The 19,155-nt window shown below is 65.3% G+C and carries 18 protein-coding genes; 11 read left to right on the forward strand and 7 right to left on the reverse strand.

The annotated features are described in order from the left end of the window. The 6 genes from VFW93_RS12105 to VFW93_RS12130 form a co-directional block, all read right to left on the reverse strand. Positions 1-803, reverse strand: an 803-nt coding sequence (locus tag VFW93_RS12105; protein ID WP_329694246.1) for a glycosyltransferase family 2 protein, incomplete at its 3' end; no start/stop codon positions are given. A gap of 11 nt (positions 804-814) precedes the next feature. Next, positions 815-1,945 (reverse strand): glycosyltransferase, encoded by a 1,131-nt coding sequence (locus tag VFW93_RS12110; protein ID WP_329694247.1) that lies wholly within the window; start codon positions 1,943-1,945, stop codon positions 815-817. Further along, a complete protein-coding gene (locus VFW93_RS12115) occupies positions 1,942-2,598 on the reverse strand; it encodes an acyltransferase (RefSeq protein ID WP_329694248.1) in 657 nt (218 codons plus the stop codon). The genes VFW93_RS12110 and VFW93_RS12115 overlap by 4 nt, the downstream gene beginning before the upstream one ends. Before the next feature lie 135 nt (positions 2,599-2,733). Continuing rightward, entirely contained in the window at positions 2,734-3,648 is a 915-nt protein-coding gene (locus tag VFW93_RS12120) for an SPFH domain-containing protein (RefSeq protein ID WP_329694249.1), read from the reverse strand. Positions 3,649-3,680: 32 nt separating this feature from the next. Further along, entirely contained in the window at positions 3,681-4,106 is a 426-nt protein-coding gene (locus VFW93_RS12125; protein ID WP_329694250.1) for an NfeD family protein, read from the reverse strand. Between the two features lie 58 nt (positions 4,107-4,164). Further along, positions 4,165-5,595 (reverse strand): teichoic acid transporter, encoded by a 1,431-nt coding sequence (locus VFW93_RS12130; RefSeq protein ID WP_329694251.1) that lies wholly within the window; start codon positions 5,593-5,595, stop codon positions 4,165-4,167. Between the two features lie 70 nt (positions 5,596-5,665). On the opposite strand from VFW93_RS12130, the gene lysS reads away from it, so the two are divergent. The 11 genes from lysS (at position 5,666) to VFW93_RS12185 (ending at position 18,293) form a co-directional block, all read left to right on the forward strand. After that, positions 5,666-7,192 carry a lysine--tRNA ligase gene (gene lysS, locus VFW93_RS12135; RefSeq protein WP_329694252.1) on the forward strand — a complete coding sequence of 509 codons (1,527 nt, stop codon included), beginning with the start codon at positions 5,666-5,668 and terminating at the stop codon, positions 7,190-7,192. Positions 7,193-7,312: 120 nt separating this feature from the next. Then, positions 7,313-9,529 (forward strand): molybdopterin-dependent oxidoreductase, encoded by a 2,217-nt coding sequence (locus tag VFW93_RS12140; protein WP_329694253.1) that lies wholly within the window; start codon positions 7,313-7,315, stop codon positions 9,527-9,529. Between the two features lie 39 nt (positions 9,530-9,568). Further along, complete coding sequence (locus VFW93_RS12145; protein ID WP_329694254.1) at positions 9,569-10,165, forward strand: hypothetical protein; 597 nt, start codon at positions 9,569-9,571, stop codon at positions 10,163-10,165. 60 nt (positions 10,166-10,225) lie between these two features. Beyond that, positions 10,226-10,885 carry a TlpA disulfide reductase family protein gene (locus tag VFW93_RS12150; protein ID WP_329694255.1) on the forward strand — a complete coding sequence of 220 codons (660 nt, stop codon included), beginning with the start codon at positions 10,226-10,228 and terminating at the stop codon, positions 10,883-10,885. A gap of 159 nt (positions 10,886-11,044) precedes the next feature. Next, positions 11,045-11,506 (forward strand): type II 3-dehydroquinate dehydratase, encoded by a 462-nt coding sequence (aroQ, locus tag VFW93_RS12155; RefSeq protein ID WP_329694256.1) that lies wholly within the window; start codon positions 11,045-11,047, stop codon positions 11,504-11,506. Between the two features lie 82 nt (positions 11,507-11,588). Beyond that, positions 11,589-12,044, forward strand: coding sequence for an acetyl-CoA carboxylase biotin carboxyl carrier protein (gene accB / locus VFW93_RS12160; RefSeq protein WP_329694257.1), 456 nt, complete (start codon positions 11,589-11,591; stop codon positions 12,042-12,044). Positions 12,045-12,056: 12 nt separating this feature from the next. Then, positions 12,057-13,406: an acetyl-CoA carboxylase biotin carboxylase subunit gene (gene accC, locus VFW93_RS12165; RefSeq protein ID WP_329694258.1), complete on the forward strand. Its 1,350-nt coding sequence runs from the start codon at positions 12,057-12,059 to the stop codon at positions 13,404-13,406. Between the two features lie 26 nt (positions 13,407-13,432). Further along, positions 13,433-14,365, forward strand: coding sequence for a 50S ribosomal protein L11 methyltransferase (gene prmA, locus VFW93_RS12170; protein WP_329694273.1), 933 nt, complete (start codon positions 13,433-13,435; stop codon positions 14,363-14,365). Between the two features lie 33 nt (positions 14,366-14,398). Continuing rightward, complete coding sequence (locus VFW93_RS12175) at positions 14,399-16,141, forward strand: DUF3426 domain-containing protein (protein ID WP_329694259.1); 1,743 nt, start codon at positions 14,399-14,401, stop codon at positions 16,139-16,141. Between the two features lie 26 nt (positions 16,142-16,167). Next, positions 16,168-17,073, forward strand: coding sequence for a carbohydrate kinase family protein (locus VFW93_RS12180; protein ID WP_329694260.1), 906 nt, complete (start codon positions 16,168-16,170; stop codon positions 17,071-17,073). A 221-nt stretch (positions 17,074-17,294) separates the two neighbouring features. Further along, positions 17,295-18,293: an endonuclease/exonuclease/phosphatase family protein gene (locus VFW93_RS12185; RefSeq protein ID WP_329694261.1), complete on the forward strand. Its 999-nt coding sequence runs from the start codon at positions 17,295-17,297 to the stop codon at positions 18,291-18,293. 13 nt (positions 18,294-18,306) lie between these two features. On the opposite strand, the gene gpmA is transcribed toward VFW93_RS12185, so the two are convergent. Next, on the reverse strand, positions 18,307-19,050 hold the full coding sequence (gene gpmA / locus VFW93_RS12190; RefSeq protein ID WP_329694262.1) for a 2,3-diphosphoglycerate-dependent phosphoglycerate mutase: 744 nt from the start codon (positions 19,048-19,050) through the stop codon (positions 18,307-18,309). Positions 19,051-19,155: the final 105 nt, after the last annotated feature.

Genomic DNA, 19,155 nt, shown 5'->3' on the forward strand with positions numbered 1-19,155 from the left:
AGCAGCAGGAGCAGCATCAAGGCCCCCACAAACAAACCGGGAATGAGGTGACGCAAGGCTGCCGCCTGGCCATGTTTCTTCATCACAAAGGGCTTCCAGTAGCCGTACTGGCGGTACTGACGAAACACGTCCATCTTGCTGTCGCGCGGGAAGTAGGTGGAGCGGATGCTGGCCGATTGCCAGATGCGCCCGCCGCCCTTGTGGATGCGCAGATTGTGTTCGTCGTCCTGGTTGCGCACCAGGGTTTCGTCAAAGCCACCAAAGCGTTCGAAGGTCTGGCGAGGCCAGGACCCCAGATAAACGGTATCAACCTCGCCCTCGTAAGCCAGATCGCGCGACAAGGCACCACCCGCCACCAGGCGAGACTGGAAAGCCGCCGCGATGGCGCGTTGCACGGTGCCTTGCGGGCCCTCCACACCTTGCGCCTTCCAGGGGCCACCCACATTGTCTGCACCGGTGCGCTGCCAGGTGGCCAGGCATTGCGCGATGTAGTCATCGGCATAAACCGTGTGCACATCCAGGCGCACGATGAACTCGCCCTGAGCCTGGTCGATGCAACGGTTCAGGCCGCACGACACGATGCGTCCAGGGTTGTCCAGCATCACGAAGCGGGCGTCCTGTGCGCACAAGGCAGCCAGGCGTTCGCGTGTACCGTCGTCACTCAGGCCATCGGCAATCAGCACTTCCAGCGCCCAGCCTTCGGGCACGGCCTGTGCGGCCACGCTGCGGCAGAACGACTCGATGTGATCCTGCTCATTGCGGCAGGGCACGATGACCGAAACAATGCGAAGTTGACCGCTCATGGGCACTCGGTTCAACGCGCCGAGGCGCGATGGCGCTTGATGCGCGGCACGGTGGGGTGAAGCAGCTTCTGGTACAGGCGCCACATGGCGTCCATCTGGCCGCGACGGGAGGCATCACGCTCGATGCGCTCGCGGTTGTGCAGGCCCATCTGCGCGGCTTGCATCGGGTGGTCATAAGCGGCAACCAAGGCCTGCGTGACGGCGTCCACATCACGCACCGGCACGATCCAGCCACCCTTTTCATCGATCCACTGGCGATTGGCCGGCAGGTCGGAGGCGATGATGGGCAGGCCACAGGCCATGGATTCGAGCACGGACACCGAGGTGGCGTCGCTGGTGGGCACGGACACGCTCACCTTGCTGCGCTGGATGGCGTTGACCATCTCGACATCGCCCACACGGCCATGGAAGCGCACCTGCTGCAACAGGCGCAGTTCCTGCACCCGGGCTTCCAGCGCGGCCTGCATGGGCCCACCGCCCAGCAGATGCAGGCGTGCATGTGACTGCGGCCGCAGCATCAGGAAGCGCGAGAAGGCTTCGAGGATGAGGTCGATGTTGTAGTTGGCTTCCCAGGTGCGCAGGCTGATGACGTCGAAATCCTCGCCTGGATCACCCGGCACGAACTTGTCCGTATCGGCGCCCCACAGGATCTGATGGCACGGTGCAGCGGGGTGATAGCGCGCGATCTCGTCGAGCATGTCCATCGAGTCTGCCGTGATGAGATCGGCGTGTCGCAAGGACCAGCCCACCACCGCGCGCATCAGGCGGCTCTCGCGTGGCGTGACGAGGATGTCGCTGCCCCAGGCGGTGAGCACGGTGGGCACCTTGAGCCCGCACATGGCCGCCCACAAACCGTAGGACGTGACGTAGTGGCCATGCACCAGCGTGGGCTTGAAGCGCCTGGCCACCTCGCGCGACACCTGGCGCACCTTGAGCAAGGCCTTGAACCAGGTCAGCTTGTCGCTGCCAGGTGCGATGGCGATGACCTCACGGGCACCCGGCACATCAGCTGGCTGGCGGGTGATGACGATGGCCTCTGCGCCGCGCTCGACGGCCGCAGCCACCCAGCGGCGTGTGTGCACACTGGATGCATCGGCAAAAAACAGAATGCGCACGGCGGCGTCATCCGGGCGACGGCTCATGCGGGCTCCTGACCAGCTGGTTGTTCCTGATTCGCGCCGAGTGCACGACGCAGGTTGTCCTTGCCGGCCCAGTGCGCATACAGCGCGTGCAGTTCGGGATGGCGCTGCAGCATGGCGCGGTCCAGCTCACGGGTATCGCCCATGACCACGGCCGGTTTGCCGTGCGCCTGTGGGCCCACGATGGCGAAATCAGGCACCACGCCAGAGACAAAGCTGTAGCCCTGCACGATCACGCCTTTGCCGATCCTGGCCCCCGGCGCGATCACGCTGTGCGGGCCGATGAAGCTGTAGGCGCCGATGTGGGTGGCCTTGCGCACATAGCCCACCGGGTTGGGATCATTGATGTAGCGACGCCCCATCACACGCACGGCCTTGTGGCTGGAGTGGCTGAGGATGGATGCGTAGTTGGTGACTTGCGTGCCCTCTTCGATCACCAGGCCATTGGAACCATCGATGCGGTTGAAATGCCCGATGAAGATGTGATCACCCAGCTTCAGCCCTTCCAGGCCTTCGAAACAGGTGTGGGTACTGACACGGGTGTGAGGACACCAGCTGCCATCCGCGTTCGCCCAGCCATACAGGATGCGCGGGCCGGTGAAGGCCGACAGCAGGCGCGCAACTGGATGCTTGAGTCTCTGGATCAAGGCGGACATGAACGGAAAGCGGAAAACCTCAGGGTGCCACAGGGGGCTGAACTGCGTATTGTCCCTGATCCATTCGCCTTCACCTTCCGCCCTCCCTGCCAAGCGACGTAAAGCCCCGCAAACCGGGGTGCTCGCAGCCAAGTATCAGGCGCCAGGATGCTTCTTCAACAGGGCCATCGCCGAGCCAATCAAACCGGACACTTCACTGACATTGCCCGGCACGATCATGCTGTTGGTGGACTGAGCCAGCTTGCCAAAGGCTTCCACGGCCTTCTCGGCTACCTTCAATTGCACGGCTTGCTCGCCGCCCGGCTGACGAATGGCCGCCGCGATTTTCTGGATCGCATCGGCTGTTGCTTCGGCCACCGCCGTGATGGCCGCCGCTTCACCCTGGGCCTTGTTGATTTCAGCCTGTTTTTCGCCTTCCGAACGTGCAATGGCGGCCTCACGCTCACCCGTGGCGATATTGATCTGCTCCTGCCGACGGCCCTCCGACGCCGCAATCAAGGCGCGCTTTTCACGCTCGGCGGTAATTTGCTGCTGCATGGAACGCAGAATCTCTGCCGGCGGCGTCAAATCCTTGATTTCATAGCGCAAAACCTTCACGCCCCAGTTCAAGGCGACCTCATCAAGCGCCAGCACGACCGCTGCATTGATGGCGTCGCGCTCTTCAAACGTCTTGTCCAGCTCCATCTTGCCCACCACGCTGCGCAAGGTGGTCTGGGCCATCTGCGTGATGGCCATCACATAGTTCGAGGAACCATAACTGGCGCGCATGGCATCGGTCACCTGAAAGTAAAGAATGCCATCCACCTGCAACTGGGTGTTGTCTTTGGTGATGCAAATCTGGCTGGGCACGTCCAGCGGAATTTCCTTGAGCGAATGCTTGTAGGCCAGACGGTCCACAAACGGCACCAGGATGTTGAGGCCCGGGGTCAAGGTTGAATGGTATTTGCCCAGGCGTTCAACCACCCAGGCAGTTTGCTGCGGCACGATCTTGATTGACTGCACGATGAAGACAACAGCGATGATCAACAGGACCAATGAGACGATTTCCATGGGCTTCCCCTTTTGAATGTTTGAAGGTGGGGTCAGCGCCCCAGCACCAGGCGGTTGCCTTGCATGCCCTTGATCACATGCCAGCCCGGTTGCAACCCGGCGGCAGGATCTTCGTGAATGGCCGTCCAGGCTGCTCCCCGATACTGGACCCTTGCCGTGCCATCGTCACCCCAGGCAGTCACCTGAACTTTTTCACCCACGTCCAGCTGCACCGAGTCGCCCCCGCTGCCCTTGCCTTTGCGGATGCGATAGACATGCCATGCGGCCACGGTACCGCCACCTACCAAAGCGGCCACCGCGATCTGCGCGGCGAAGGCAGCATGCGCGTGCGCCGTCAGAGCCGCCGCAGCCAGTCCCAGCGCCAGCATCAACAGGTAAAACGTGCCCGTGGCCAGCTCGATAGCGACCAGTGCGCCAGCAGCCACCCACCAGAAGGTCGAATCGGCAAGATCAAGCAAAGCGGTCTCCGTTGGCCATGTGCAGCGCCAGTGTACAGACCTGCAATCAACCTGGACATCAAGCCGACGCGCTACCGTCCACCCGGGTCAGCGCAGGCTGCCACAACGCCTTCACTGGCAACCTCGCGTGCTTGAGAAACACACCATAAGCCGCCACGATGGCCACGATGTACCCGGTGCTGGACGCCACCCCGGCTCCCAGCGGCCCCCATAGCGGCACCAGGAACCAGCCCACGCAGAAGCTGATCGTCAGAGACATGCCCGCGATCGCGCCAGACAGTTGCGGTCGCCCCAGGTGGTTCGTGTAGAACGCCGACAGGCTGGACGCCGCCGCATACGCCGCCACACCTGGCAACAAGGCCGCCAAAGGCAGCAAGGACGCCTCGTAAGCCGGCCCCATCACCCAGGGCAGGCCCCACCAGGCCAGGCCCAGCAACACCGGCGCCGCCAGCAGGGTGGACAACACGTTGATGCGCACCGCCTGCACCGTCATGGCCGCGGCGATCTTCACGTCCGGATGCCCGATGCGCGAATAAACCGACACTGTCACCGAGGAGGACAGCAGCCACAGCAACTCCGCCGCCGTCACGGCCACCGAATACACACCTGTCGTGCTCAGGCCATCAAAACGCTCGACCAGGAACAGCGACACCCGGTAGTTCAGCAAACCGATCACGTTGGTGACGCCAATGGTGGCCACAAACGGCCATTGCGCCACCCAGCTGGGCGGTTTCTGCAAAAAAGCCGTCAGCCGCGAGCCGGCAAAACCGTCTTCCAGCCGCTCGTCCCGCTGGCGGGCATGGCGCAAGGCATAAAACGCGGTGACCACCGCCACGATGGACTTGCCCGTCACCCAGGCCGTCAGCACCAGCAGCACAGTCGAGCGACTCCCCTGCCCGCCCTGCGTGATCCACCAGGCGCCACCCAGCCCCACCAGCACGGAAGCCGGTGCCGACACCTGCGCCACATTGATCGGCCACATGCGTCCCTCACCCAGCCACAAACCCGTGGCCGTGGGCACCAGCAGCAGAAAAGGCGCGGCCAGCGCCAGCAACCACAGGTAGGTATAGGGCATGGCCCGGGCCCACCAGGACACGCCCAGCAGCACCAGCGAAGCCAGCAGCCCAAACGCCACCGCCGCCCGCAACACGCCCTGCAACATCGGCAAAGCCCTGCCATGCTGCCCATCAGCCTGCTGCGACATCTGCCGCGCCAGCCACAGGCCCAAGCCGGTGAACAAGGTGAGCAAGGCCGATTCCACCGCCACAAACAGCGCAAACGCGCCCTGCACCTGCGGCCCATGGCGCGCCACCGTCACCGTGATGGCCAGCCCCAGGCCCACCATCATCAGCTTGGCGATCAGGTTGCCCAGCGCCGCCCGGGGCAGCGCGCTCAGCGCCTGCCGGAGTGCCGCCAGGCGCCCGCGAGGCACTTCGGCCCCGGTCGAGCCCCCCTGAACGGCTGGTGGACGGGAATCTTGAACGGACATGTTCGCCATTGTCGCCCAGGGTTTCATACAATCTAGGGTTTGGCCTGAAGCTAACCCTGTCCCCCCCGTCATGACCACGCACCAACACCCCACGCAAGAGCCCGTTCCCGCAGAGCTGATGGTCGACACCAACAAACTGGTGGCCGAACGCCGCGAGAAGCTGGCCGCCATCCGTGCCCAGGGTGTGGCCTTCCCCAACGATTTCAAGCCCGCTGACCGTGCCGCCGCCCTGCATGCCGCCCACGACGGCACCGAGGCCGAGCCCCTGGAAGCGCAAGCCGTCAAGGCCAGCGTGGGTGGCCGCCTGATGCTCAAGCGCGTCATGGGCAAGGCCTGTTTCGGCACGCTGCAAGACGCCACGGGCCGCATCCAGGTCTACGTGACCCTCGACGCCGTGGGCGCCGAAGCCCTGCAGGCCTTCAAGCACTGGGACCTGGGCGACATCCTGGGCGCCGAAGGCACGCTGTTCAAGACCAAGACGGGCGAGCTGTCCATCAAGGTCACCAGCATCCGCCTGCTGACCAAGGCCTTGCGCCCTCTGCCCGACAAGTTCCACGGCATGACCGACCAGGAACAGAAGTACCGCCAGCGCTACGTGGATCTGATCGTCGACGAGCACTCGCGTTCGCGCTTCATCGCCCGCTCCAAGGCCGTGGCCTCGATCCGCAGTTTCATGGTGGACAACGGCTTCCTGGAAGTCGAAACGCCGATGATGCACCCCATCCCCGGCGGCGCCAATGCCAAGCCCTTCACCACGCACCACAACGCGCTCGATCAGGAGATGTTCCTGCGCATCGCGCCCGAGCTGTACCTCAAGCGCCTGGTCGTGGGTGGCTTCGAGCGCGTGTTCGAGATCAACCGCAACTTCCGCAACGAAGGCGTGTCCGTGCGACACAACCCCGAGTTCACGATGATGGAGTTCTACGCGGCCTACTGGAACCACCGCGATCTGATGGACTTCACCGAATCCATCCTGCGCCACGCGGCCCACGCGGCCGTCGGTACCGCCAGGCTCACCTATGGCGGCAAGGAAGTGGATCTGGAGTCGCCCTTTGCCCGCATGACGGTGCGCGAATCGCTGATCCAGGTGGCCGGCCTGACGCCCGAAGAAGCCGACAGCAGCGAGGCCCTGCACGCCAGGCTCAAGGCCCTGGGTGAAGAGCCGCCCGCACGCTGGACGCTGGCCGAACTGCAATTCGGCATGTTCGAAGCCGCCGTGGAAGAAAAGCTGTGGCAGCCCACCTTCATCATCGACTACCCCGTCGAGGTGTCGCCATTGGCCCGCGCATCGGATGCCGACCCCAGCATCACCGAGCGCTTCGAGCTGTTCATCACCGGCCGCGAATACGGCAACGGCTTCAGCGAGTTGAACGACCCTGAAGAACAGGCCGCCCGCTTTGCCGCCCAGGCCAGCGCCAAGGACGCCGGCGACGAAGAAGCCATGTACTTCGACGCCGACTACATCCGCGCCCTGGAATACGGCTTGCCCCCCACCGGTGGCTGCGGCATCGGCATCGACCGCCTGATGATGTTGCTGACCGACGCGCCCAACATCCGCGACGTGATCCTGTTCCCCGCACTGCGCCGGGAAGCCTGATCGGTCCAGACAGCGTCCGCTCGCAGACAAGCCCGCCCACCCAGGCGGGTTTTTTCATGCCCGGCAGGTTTGGCCCACATCAGCTAGCATCACGGCCTCCCCCACTTCCTCATGGCCGCCATGTCGAACGCCCACACTGCCCACGCCACCAGCCCCGACGCCCCCGTCGAAACGCGCCAAGGCGTGTGCAATCTGTGCGAAGCCATCTGCGGCCTGACGTTTCAGGTTCAGGGCAACCGAATCATCTCCGTCAAGGGCAACGATGCCGACCCGCTCTCGCGCGGTCACATCTGCCCCAAGGCCGTGGCCTTGAAGGATCTGCACGAAGACCCGGACCGCCTGCGCCAGCCGATCAAGCGCATCACCAATGCACAGGGGCAGACCACATGGGCGCCCATCACCTGGGACGAAGCCTTCGACCTGGTGGTGGAAGGCCTGGCCCGCGTGCGCGAACAGCACGGCAGCAACGCGGTAGCTGTTTACCAAGGCAACCCCAGCGTGCACAACTGGGGCAACATCACCCACGGCCCGATGTTCTTCGGGCAACTGAAAACGCGCAGCCGTTTTTCAGCCACCTCGGTGGACCAGCTGCCGCATCACCTGGTGTCGCACTGGCTGTACGGCCACCAGCTGGCCATCCCGATTCCGGACGTGGACCACACCCGCTTCATGCTGATTCTGGGCGGCAACCCGCTGGCCTCCAACGGCAGCCTGATGACCGTGCCGGATGTGCGCGCCCGCTTCAAGGCCCTGCGCCAACGCGGCGGCAAGCTCGTCGTGATCGATCCCCGCCGTACCGAAACCGCGGCCGTGGCCGACGAGCACCACTTCATCGACCCGGGCACCGATGCCGCCTGGTTGCTGTCCATCATCCACACGCTGTTTGACGAAGAGTTGGTGCAAGCCAAGCACCTCGAGCCCTTGCTGGACAACATCAAGGCCGTGCGCGATGCCGTGGCCCCGTTCCGGCCTGAAACCATGGCCACCCACACCGGCATCGACGCCACCACCACCCGCCGTCTGGCGCGTGAACTGGCCCAGGCCGATGGCGCTGTCGCCTATGGCCGCATGGGCTTGTCCACCCAGGCGCATGGCGTGGTCTGCCAATGGGCCATCCAGGTGATCAACCTGCTGACCGGCAATGTGGACCGCGAAGGCGGCGCCCTGCTGACCAGCCCCGCCATTGACCTGATCCAGACCAAACTGATGAGTGCTGGCCATTTCGATGTGTGGCGCAGCCGTGTGCGCGGTGCGCCCGAGTTCGGCGGCGAGTTGCCCGTCTCCGTGATGGCCGAAGAGATGCTCACACCCGGCAAGGGCCAGATGCGCGCCCTGGTCACCTCCTGCGGCAACCCGGTGCTGTCCACCCCGAATGGGCGCCAGTTGGACCAGGCCCTGAGCAAGCTGGACTTCATGGTCTCCATCGACTTCTACCTGAACGAGACCACACGCCACGCCCACGTGATCCTGCCGCCCACATGCGGGGTAGAGCACGACCACTACGACCTGGTCTTCCTGCACCTGGCCGTGCGCAACATCGCCCGCTACAGCGAGGCGGTGGTGGCTCCGGCCGATGGCGCCCTGCACGACTGGCAGATCTACACCGAACTGGCACGCCGCTATGCCCGCCGCATCTGGCCCGTGGAGCGCGCCAGCACACGTCAGCGTCTGACCGGCATGCTCACACGCGGCATCATGGGCCGCCTGCCCCCCAGGCGCCTGCTGGCCATCGGCCTGAACCGCGCCAAAAAAGGCCTGAGCTTCAAGCAATTGCTGGCCAACCCGCAAGGCGTCGACCTGGGGCCGCTGCAGCCATCACTGGTGGCGGGCCTGCAAAAGCGTGGCCGCCGCATCGACCTGCTGCCCCTGGCCATCCGCCAGGAATTGCCCAACCTGATGGCCACCTTCCCTGCGCAGGCCGCCGCACCCGCCTCAACAGGCGAGCGCCCCGCGCTCAAGCTGATCGGCCGTCGCGATGTGCGCAGCAACAACTCGTGGATGCACAACAGCGAGCGCCTGGTGTCCGGCAAACCGCGCTGCACGCTGTGGATCCACCCGAATGATGCCGCCGCCCGGCGTCTCCAGGATGGGCAGACGGTGACGGTGGCATCCCGCGTGGGGCAGGTGCGCGTGCCGGTTCACGTCACCGAAGACATCCGCCCCGGCGTGGTCAGCCTGCCGCACGGCTGGGGCCATGACCGCGCCGGCACCGACATGAAGGTGGCGCAAGCCCACGCCGGCGCCAGCATCAACGACCTCACGGACGACCGCCTGACCGAACGCATCAGTGCCAACGCGGCCTTCAGTGCCGTGCCGGTGTGGATCGACGCCGCCTGATGAGCGCATGATGGGCGCGTGGCCCTTACAGTAGCCAACATGAGTCAAGCCAGCGAAGAGATCGCCGCCACCGCCGCACGCATCGTGGTGGAAGAGGGCATGGAATACGGCCCCGCCAAACGCCGCGCCGCCAAACAGCTGGGCCTGACCGGCCGAGGCGACCTGCCGGACAACACCCAGGTGGAAGACGCCGTCTTCGAGTACCTGGCCCTGTTCTGCGCCGAGACCCAGCCCGAGGAGCTGCTAGCCTTGCGTGAGCTGGCGGCCGTGTGGATGGCGCGCCTGGCCGAGTTCCGCCCCCATCTGTGCGGCGCCGTGTGGCGTGGCACCGCCACACGGCTCAACGACATCCACCTGCAGCTCTACTGCGACGACAGCAAATCCGCCGAAATCGCCCTGCTCAACCAGGGCATCGACTACGACGTGGGCAGCGCGCCCGGCCCGCGCGGTCAGCCCGTGGACCGCCTGAGCCTGAGCATCCCCTGCCGTGCGCTCAACGAAGCCATCGGCCTGCACCTGACCATCCTGGATGCCGACGACCTGCGTGGCGCGCTCAAGCCTGATGCACGCGGCCGCACCGAGCGCGGCGATCTGGCCGCCCTGCGCAAATTGCTGGATGCCGCCGAGGCCCGTTGATCGCACCGCCGCCACGGCCCCACCCAGCCCCCCCCTTCCACCCAAGCTTTGCCCCCGTTCATGCCCGCCAAGAAAACCCCTGCCACCAAGCCCGCCCCACACGCTGCCCGCCAACAAGGTGCTGCAGGACGCCGTGCGCTCCTGGTACTGGCCGGCCTGAGCGCCACGGCCGGCGGCGTCTGGTTCGGCCTCAAGCGCCAGGGCCTGAGCACAACGGGTGGCCAGGCGAGCACGCCCGCAGCGTCCACCGCCAGCGCCGCAGATGCCAGCGCCAGTGCCCCCCTGATCCAGGCCGACCAGCTCACCGCCGCCTTCTGGCAGCAGCAGTTCGACACCCCTCAGGGCGGCCAGTTGACTCTGGCCAAAGCCAAAGGCAAGCCTGTGCTGATCAATTTCTGGGCGACGTGGTGCCCGCCGTGCGTCAAGGAGATGCCCGAGCTGGACCGCTTCCACCGTGAATTCACCCCGAAAGGCTGGGCGGTGATCGGCCTGGCCATCGACGGCCCGACACCGGTGAAAGAATTTCTGGCCAAAGTCGCGGTAGGATTCGACCTCGGGCTGGCCGGATTCGGCGGCACCGAACTCGCTCAGGCACTGGGCAACGAGTCGGGCGGATTGCCGTTTTCGGTGATGATCGACGCCCAAGGCAAGGTGCAGCACCGCAAGATGGGCGCCACGCACTTCGAGGAACTGGCCACCTGGGCCCGGCAGATCGGCTGACATCTGGCCGGAACTTGAGCCAGGCCAAGCAAACCGGACAGATTTCAATGAAATAGCGGATTTGCATCCATTTGCGTCTAAAATCCGCCTACTTTCATTTTCTTGGCTCAGCTTGCACGAGCGATGTCACCATCGCACAGGCCGGCTCACCAAAGACGCATGCAGATTCTCGTCCTCCACGGCCCCAATCTGAACCTGCTCGGCACCCGCGAGCCTCAGGTCTACGGCGCCACCACCCTGGAGCAGATCAACACCGGATTGGTCGACTACGCCGCCCTGCGCGGCGCCAGCCTGTCGGCCTTCCAGAGCAACCATGAAGGGGCGCTGATCGACCGCGTGCACGCCGCACGCACCGATGGCACCCAGTTCATCGTCATCAACCCCGGGGCCTACACCCACACCAGTGTGGCCCTGCGAGATGCACTGGCCGGCGTTGCCGTGCCATTCATTGAAGTGCATCTGTCCAACGTCCACAAGCGGGAGCCCTTCCGCCACCACAGCTATTTCTCCGACATCGCCGAAGGCGTGATCGTGGGGCTGGGCGCATCGGGCTACCGACTGGCACTGGAAGCCGCCCTCGACAAACTGGGCGCGCCACCAGCAGCCAACTCTCGCGGCTGATCTGGCCAACATCCCGGCCCGTCACCATCCGCACCACTTCTGAGCGTCACCCGCTCTCACCGCATTCCTGGAGAACCACAACATGGACCTGCGCAAACTCAAGACCCTCATCGACCTCGTGTCCGAGTCCAACGTTTCTGAACTCGAAATCACCGAAGCCGACGGCAAAGTCCGCATCGTCAAGGCCGGCGCCGCCCCCGTGGTCATGGCCGCCCCCATGGTTCAACAAGTTGCACCGGCCGCTGCTGCCGCACCTGCCGCCGCGCCCGCAGCCCCTGCTGTCGAGGCCGCACCGGAAGAAACCGGCCATGTGGTGAAGTCGCCCATGGTGGGCACGTTCTACCGCGCATCCAGCCCTGGCGCCAAGGCCTTCGCCGAAGTCGGCGACCAGGTCAAGGCCGGCCAACCCGTCTGCATCATCGAAGCCATGAAGATCATGAACGAGATCGAAGCAGACCAGGACGGCACCATCACCAAGATCCTGGTCGAAAACGGCCAGCCAGTTGAATACGGCCAGCCTTTGTTCATCGTTGAATAAAGGGGTCTTGCCATGTTCAAGAAGATCCTGATCGCGAATCGCGGGGAAATCGCCCTGCGCATTCAACGAGCGTGCCGTGAGATGGGCATCCAGTCGGTGGTGGTCTATTCCGAAGCCGACCGCGACGCCAAGTACGTCAAGCTGGCCGACGAAGCCGTGTGCATCGGCCCGGCCCCTTCCGCGCAAAGCTACCTGCACATGCCGGCCATCATCTCGGCCGCCGAAGTGACCGACGCCGAGGCCATTCACCCCGGCTACGGCTTCCTGTCCGAGAACGCCGACTTCGCCGAGCGTGTGGAGCAATCCGGCTTCACCTTCATCGGCCCGACGCCCGAATCCATCCGCATCATGGGCGACAAGGTCTCGGCCAAGCAGGCCATGATCAAGTCCGGCGTGCCCTGCGTGCCAGGCTCCGAAGGCGCCCTGCCCGACGACCCCAAGGAAATCATCCGCATCGCCCGCACCGTGGGCTACCCGGTCATCATCAAGGCCGCTGGCGGCGGCGGTGGCCGTGGCATGCGCGTGGTGCACACCGAAGCGGCCCTGATCCATGCCGTGCAGACCACGAAGGCGGAAGCAGGCGCTGCTTTCGGCAATCCCGAGGTCTACATGGAGAAGTTCCTGGAGCACCCTCGCCACATCGAGATCCAGGTGCTGGCCGACCAGCACAAGAACGCCGTGTGGCTGGGTGAGCGCGACTGCTCCATGCAGCGCCGCCACCAGAAGATCATCGAAGAAGCGCCGGCACCGGGCATCCCCCGCCGCGCCATCGAGAAGGTGGGCGAGCGCTGCGCCGCCGCCTGCAAGAAGATCGGCTACCGTGGCGCGGGCACCTTCGAGTTCCTGTACGAGAACGGCGAGTTCTACTTCATCGAGATGAACACACGCGTGCAGGTGGAGCACCCGGTCACCGAGATGACCAGCGGCATCGACATCGTGCAGATGCAGATCCGTGTGGCCGCCAATGAAAAGCTGCCCTTCACGCAACGCCAGGTCGAACTGCGCGGGCACGCCATCGAGTGCCGCATCAATGCGGAAGACCCGGTCAAGTTCATACCCTCGCCCGGCCGCATCACCACCTGGCATGCCCCTGGCGGCCCTGGTGTGCGCGTGGACTCGCACATCTACACGAACTACTTCGTGCCCCCGAACTACGACTCCATGATCGGCAAGATCATCGTGCACGGCGACACCCGCGAGCAGGCCCTGGCCCGCATGCGCACCGCCCTGTCGGAGACCGTGGTCGAAGGCATCCAGACCAACATCCCGCTGCACCGCGAGCTGATGGTGGACGCCAAGTTCGTTGAAGGCGGCACCGACATCCATTACCTTGAGAGCTGGATGGCCGCGCGCAAGCGCTGAAGCCCGACCAGGCCACTGACATGCCCTTGTTTGAACTCACCCTGCTGGCCAAAGAGGCCGAAGTCGAAGTCCTGAGCGACGCGCTCATGGAGATCGACGCCTTGTCCGTGTCCGTGGAAGACGCGGATGCCGACACGGAACACGAGGAAGCCCTTTGGGGTGAGCCCGGCATGCCGGTGGCCCGTGAAGCCTGGCAACGCTCGACCATCAAGAGCCTGTTCCCCAGCGAAGCCGAAGCCCTGGAGGCCGCTACCCTGATCCTCGCGCAGGACTGGGCCGACGACATCCATGTGCAAGGCATCCAGCCGGTGGACGAGCAGGACTGGGTGCGCCTGACGCAGTCCCAGTTCCAACCCGTCCCTATCACCGACAGCTTCTACATCGTGCCCACCTGGCATGAGGTACCCGCTGCCGCGAAAACCGTGATGCGCCTGGACCCTGGTCTGGCCTTCGGTACCGGCACGCACCCCACCACCCGCATGTGCCTGAAGTGGATCGCGCAAAACAGCGCGGCCTACCAGGGCCAGCGCGTGCTGGATTACGGTTGCGGCTCGGGCATCCTCGCCATCGGCGCGGCCTTGCATGGCTCTGGCGTGGTGGACGCGGTCGACATCGACCCGGCTGCAGTCGAATCCACCAACGCCAATGCCGACGCCAATCTGGCGCACCTGAAGTCTGCCGACGGCAAGCTGCCCATCAACGCCGGCCTGCCGGATCTGGTGGGGCAAGCCCAGGCCACCTACCCGGTCGTGCTGGCCAACATCCTGGCCACACCGCTGAAGATGCTGGCCCCGCTGCTGGCCGGCCACGTGGCCCCTGGCGGCCACCTGGTCCTGGCTGGCATCCTGGCGCGCCAGGAGCAGGAATTGAAGGACGCCTACGCCGAAGTGGGCCTTCAGTTGCAGGTCGCCAACGAAGAAGAGGGCTGGATTCTGATGACCGCGCAGAAAGCGGCCTGAAATCTGCCAAATCAATGGCATAAATAGGGCCCTATGAGCCTGGCCACCCGATGCACCCACTGCGGCACGATCTTCAAGGTCGTCCAAGACCAATTGAAGGTCTCGGAAGGCTGGGTGCGTTGCGGCCGATGCAACGAGGTCTTCAACGCCCTGCCGGCGCTGTTTGACCTCGACAAGGACCCTCCGCCGCCCCGTCCGGCCCATGCAACCGGGCCTGGTGCGGCCCCTCAGGCCACCCCTTCGGAAGAATCGGCGTACGCCCCGCGTCCATCGGCGCCTGAGCCCGAACCCCAGGTCGACTGGGCCCCGCCCGAGCCTGCCCCCTACACGGCCAGCGCCGACACAGGTGCGTCCGGCGAACTGGCTGCTCAGGGCCTGCTGTCCCAGGAAGAGCTGAACCTGGGCATCGACTCCCAGCCCCCTGGCGCCTGGGCCCGGACACAGCCCGCCGACTTCGCACCGTCCACGCTGCCCTCGGACGGGCCTGCGCAACCCCAGCAGCCCAAGCACACGCTGGACGAAGACGACCTCGCGCTGGACCCCGCGCCCATTGAAGGCACGACCGACTTCGAGCTCGACACGTCCATCGCCGTGGATGACAACACGCCGCTGGAAGTCGTGCTGGCCGCCACCTCTGGCGGCCGCATTCCCATGCCGCCCCAGCGGCCACAGCCCCAGGCGCCCGCTTACGTCGAGCCCCCCGCGCCCGCCCACCAGCCATGGATGGACGAACCGCCGGACGACGTGCCCAGCACCGACGAGGCCGATGCGCTCGACTCGCGCTACCTGATGCCCAACGAGCGCGAACGGCGCGCCCCGCGCCGCCGCGACTCCGGCCCCGAATTCGCCGATGCGCAATTCCCCAGCGACGCCATGATCGACGCCGAGGAGGACTGGGCTTCTGATTTCGGGCCGTCGGCGCTGGATGCCGATGCTGCCACACCAGCACCAGCCCCGGCGCCTGCGGCGCGCATGGCACAGGCGCCTCGACCCCTGTCGACCGCCGCCCTGCGTGTCACCGAATCGGCCCAACCTGCACCGCTGGCCGCCTCGGCTGCCAACGCGTCGCAAGACGACATCCCCACCCTGCCCTCGCGCTTCGCCTCGGATTTCGAGCCAGAGCAAGCCGTGCTGCCGCCCAGCGAGCGGCCGGGCCAGCCAGGCACACGCGGCCGCGACAAGGCCGACCAGACACCCGAATTCCTCAAGCGCGCACAACGCAAGGCCTTCTGGCGCCACCCCGCGATGCGCGCAGCGCTGTCGCTCATGGCCCTGACCCTGGTCCTGACCTTGAGCCTGCAACTGGCGCACCAGTTCCGCGATCTGATCGCCGCTTGGCACCCTGCGAGCCGCCCCTTGCTCGCCCAATGGTGCGAGCTGGCTGGCTGCAAGCTCACCCCGCCCTTGCGACTGGAAGCCCTGCAGGTCGACAACCTCGAGCTCGTGCGCACCAGCTCCGAAGGCCCCGACAGCTACCGCCTGACCGTGGTGGTGCGCAACCAGTCCGGCATTGACCTGGCCTGGCCCCATGTGGACCTCACCCTCACCGACGACAACGGTGCGGTGATAGCGCGCCGTGTCTTCTCCCCCAACGACGCACAATGGCTGGACACGGCTGACCCCAAGGCCAATGCAGCTGATGCAGCCAAGGCGGCCAGCATGGCAGCCAGCGTTCCCACAGCGGCCCCGAGCCAGCGCAGCACCACGCTGCAATGGCGCATCAAGGCCACTGACCTTCATCCAGCCGGCTACACCGCCGAGCTGTTCTACCCCTGATCGACATCATCTCCCCGAGGATCACCATGTCTGTTCTGATCTGCGGCTCTCTGGCCTTTGACACCATCACCACCTTCCCCGGCCGATTTGCCCAGCAGATCCTGCCCGAGCAGGTGCACATCCTCAACGTCTCCTTCCTGGTGCCCACGCTGCGCAAGGAATTCGGCGGCTGCGCCGGCAACATCGCCTACAGCCTCAAGCAACTGGGCGGTGAGCCCCTGGTCATGGCCACGCTGGGCAAGGATGGCGCCCTGTACCGCAACCACCTGGATCAAATGGGCGTGAGCCTGAAGTACGTCCACACTGTGGACAACGACTACACCGCCCAGGCCATCATCATCACGGACCAGGACAACAACCAGATCACCGCCTTCCACCCCGGCGCGATGGGCCAGGCCCACATCCAGCGCATCGAAGCGGATGCCGGCATCAAGCTGGCCATCGTGGCACCCGACGGTCGAGACGCCATGATCCAGCATGCCGAGCAACTCAAGGCTGCCAACATCCCCTTCATCTTCGATCCGGGCCAGGGCCTGCCCATGTTCGATGGTGAAGACCTCAAGCGCTTCATCTCGCAAGCCACCTGGGTGGCCGTGAACGACTACGAAGCCAAGATGCTGGCCGACCGCACCGGCACCAGCCTGGCCGACCTGTCGAAGTCACACCTCAAGGGCCTGATCGAGACCCTGGGCGCCGACGGCTGCAACGTCTATGTGCAAGGCGAAAAGACCCACGTGCCCGGCGTCAAGGCCGCCGCCGTGGTCGACCCGACCGGTTGTGGCGACGCCTTCCGTGGCGGCCTGCTGTATGGCCTGGTCAATGGCTGGGACCTGGTCAAGTCCGTGGCACTGGCCAACCGGATCGGCGCCATCAAGATCGCCGCCGCCGGCCCGCAGAACTACACGCTGGACCGCGCCGCCCTGGGCGTCTGAGCACGACGCTCGCCTGCGTCACACCCTGTCACACAGCCGGCCGACAGGGTGTCGGCGCCCGGCCCCTCCGCTGCGTTGGACATCCAGCCCTCTGAGCCATTCAGACGGCGTCCAACAAAACCAACTCAAACAGCGGAGCCCCCTTGTTTCATCCAGCCTCCAAGCCCCCGAAGGCCTCAACGCGCCCTTCCACACTGACGGACCGCGCCTGTCGTCGCACCATGATCACTGGCATCGTGCTGCTGGCCTCGCTACAAGCCACACCCACACTCGCGGGCTGGTTCGGCAACAGCGCGGCTTCCGGCAAGGACAGCCTCACGCTGGCCACCTGGAACATGGACTGGCTGATGACACCCCGGACGCGCGATGAACTGGCGCCCCGCTGCCTGAGCCAGCAGCCCGCCAGCCAGGAGCGCGCCTTCCCCTGCACACCCGGCAAACCTCAGCCCCCCACACGCCATCAGGCGGATTTCGACGCCCTGGCCCGTACCGCCACGCAATTGCGCGACGAACATCAAGCCGATGTGGTGGCCCTGCAGGAGGTGGACGGGCCGGATGCCGCCCGCATGGTGTTCGCCAAAGGCTGGAAGCTCGACTGCTTCGTGAACCGCGCGCACCCGCAAAAAGTGGGCTTTGCCATCCGCGAAGGCCTGCCCTACAAGTGCAATGGTGACCTGAGCGCGCTGGATGTCGATGGCAGCACGCGTGCCGGCGCCGACCTCACGCTCTACCCCGGTACCGACCGGGAGGTTCGGTTGCTGGCCGTGCACCTCAAGAGCGGCTGCTTCGATGGCCGCATGGACCGCCACTTCTCGCCCTGCGAGCGCCTGCGCCAGCAAGCCCCCATCGTGGAAGCCTGGATTGACCAGCGCGTGCGTGAAGGCAAGCCTTTTGCCGTGCTGGGCGACTTCAACCGTCGCCTGGACAAGGACGAGCGCTACCCCGCCGGCCCGGACGAATCAGCGCCCATCAACCTGATGCAGGCCTGGAGCGACAACAACCCGCCGGGCGCCGTGCTGCTGCGCGCCACACAAGGCGAGGCCTATGTGCCCTGCGATGCCGCCGACCACCACAAGGCCTATATCGACGACATCCTGATCGACCAGAAACTGGCCAGCCAAAATAGAAACAGGCGCTTTGCGCGCCTGTCATTCAACCCGCAGGACCGTGGCCGGGAACTCTCCGACCACTGCCCCGTGGTGTGGGCCCTCAAGCCTTGAGGGGGAGGCCTGATCAGGCCTTGCCTTGCGTGGCCACAGCCGCAGCAGCCTTGGCAGCGGCTTCGGCGTCGCCCAGGTAGTAGTGCTTGATCGGCTTGAGGTTCTCGTCGAGCTCGTACACCAGGGGGATGCCGTTGGGGATGTTCAGGCCCACGATGTCGGCATCACTGATGTTGTCCAGGTACTTGATCAGCGCGCGGATCGAGTTGCCGTGAGCGGCGATCACCACACGCTTGCCGGACTTGATGGCAGGCGCGATTTCTTCGTTCCAGTAAGGCAGCACGCGGGCCACGGTGTCCTTGAGGCACTCGGTCAACGGGATCTGGTCGGCGGGCAAGCCGGCGTAGCGCTTGTCCTGGCGCTGGCCCATGGGGTCATTGGGAGCCAGTTCGGGCGGCGGGGTGTCATAGCTGCGACGCCACACCAGCACTTGCTCGTCACCGTGCTTCTGCGCGGTCTCGGCCTTGTTCAGGCCTTGCAGGCCGCCGTAGTGGCGCTCGTTGAGGCGCCAGCTCTTGACCACGGGCAACCAGATGCGGTCCATCTCGTCGAGGCAATAGTTCAGCGTGTGAATGGCACGCTTGAGCACCGAGGTGTAGGCCACGTCGAACTCGTAGCCTTCGGCCTTGAGCAACTGACCGGCCGACATGGCCTGCGACACGCCGGTGGGCGTCAGGTCGACGTCGACCCAGCCGGTGAAGCGGTTTTCCAGGTTCCAGGTCGATTCGCCGTGGCGAATCAGCACGAGCTTGTACATGTGATCGATCCCAATCTGGTGAGAATGTGATGCCGGCCTGTTCGACCGACTGAACCTGGGATTTTATAATCCCCGTCTGCCCCGGCCCACCCTGGTTCGAGGGAC

The sequence above is a fragment of the Aquabacterium sp. genome (genome assembly GCF_036279675.1).
Taxonomy (GTDB): domain Bacteria; phylum Pseudomonadota; class Gammaproteobacteria; order Burkholderiales; family Burkholderiaceae_C; genus Aquabacterium.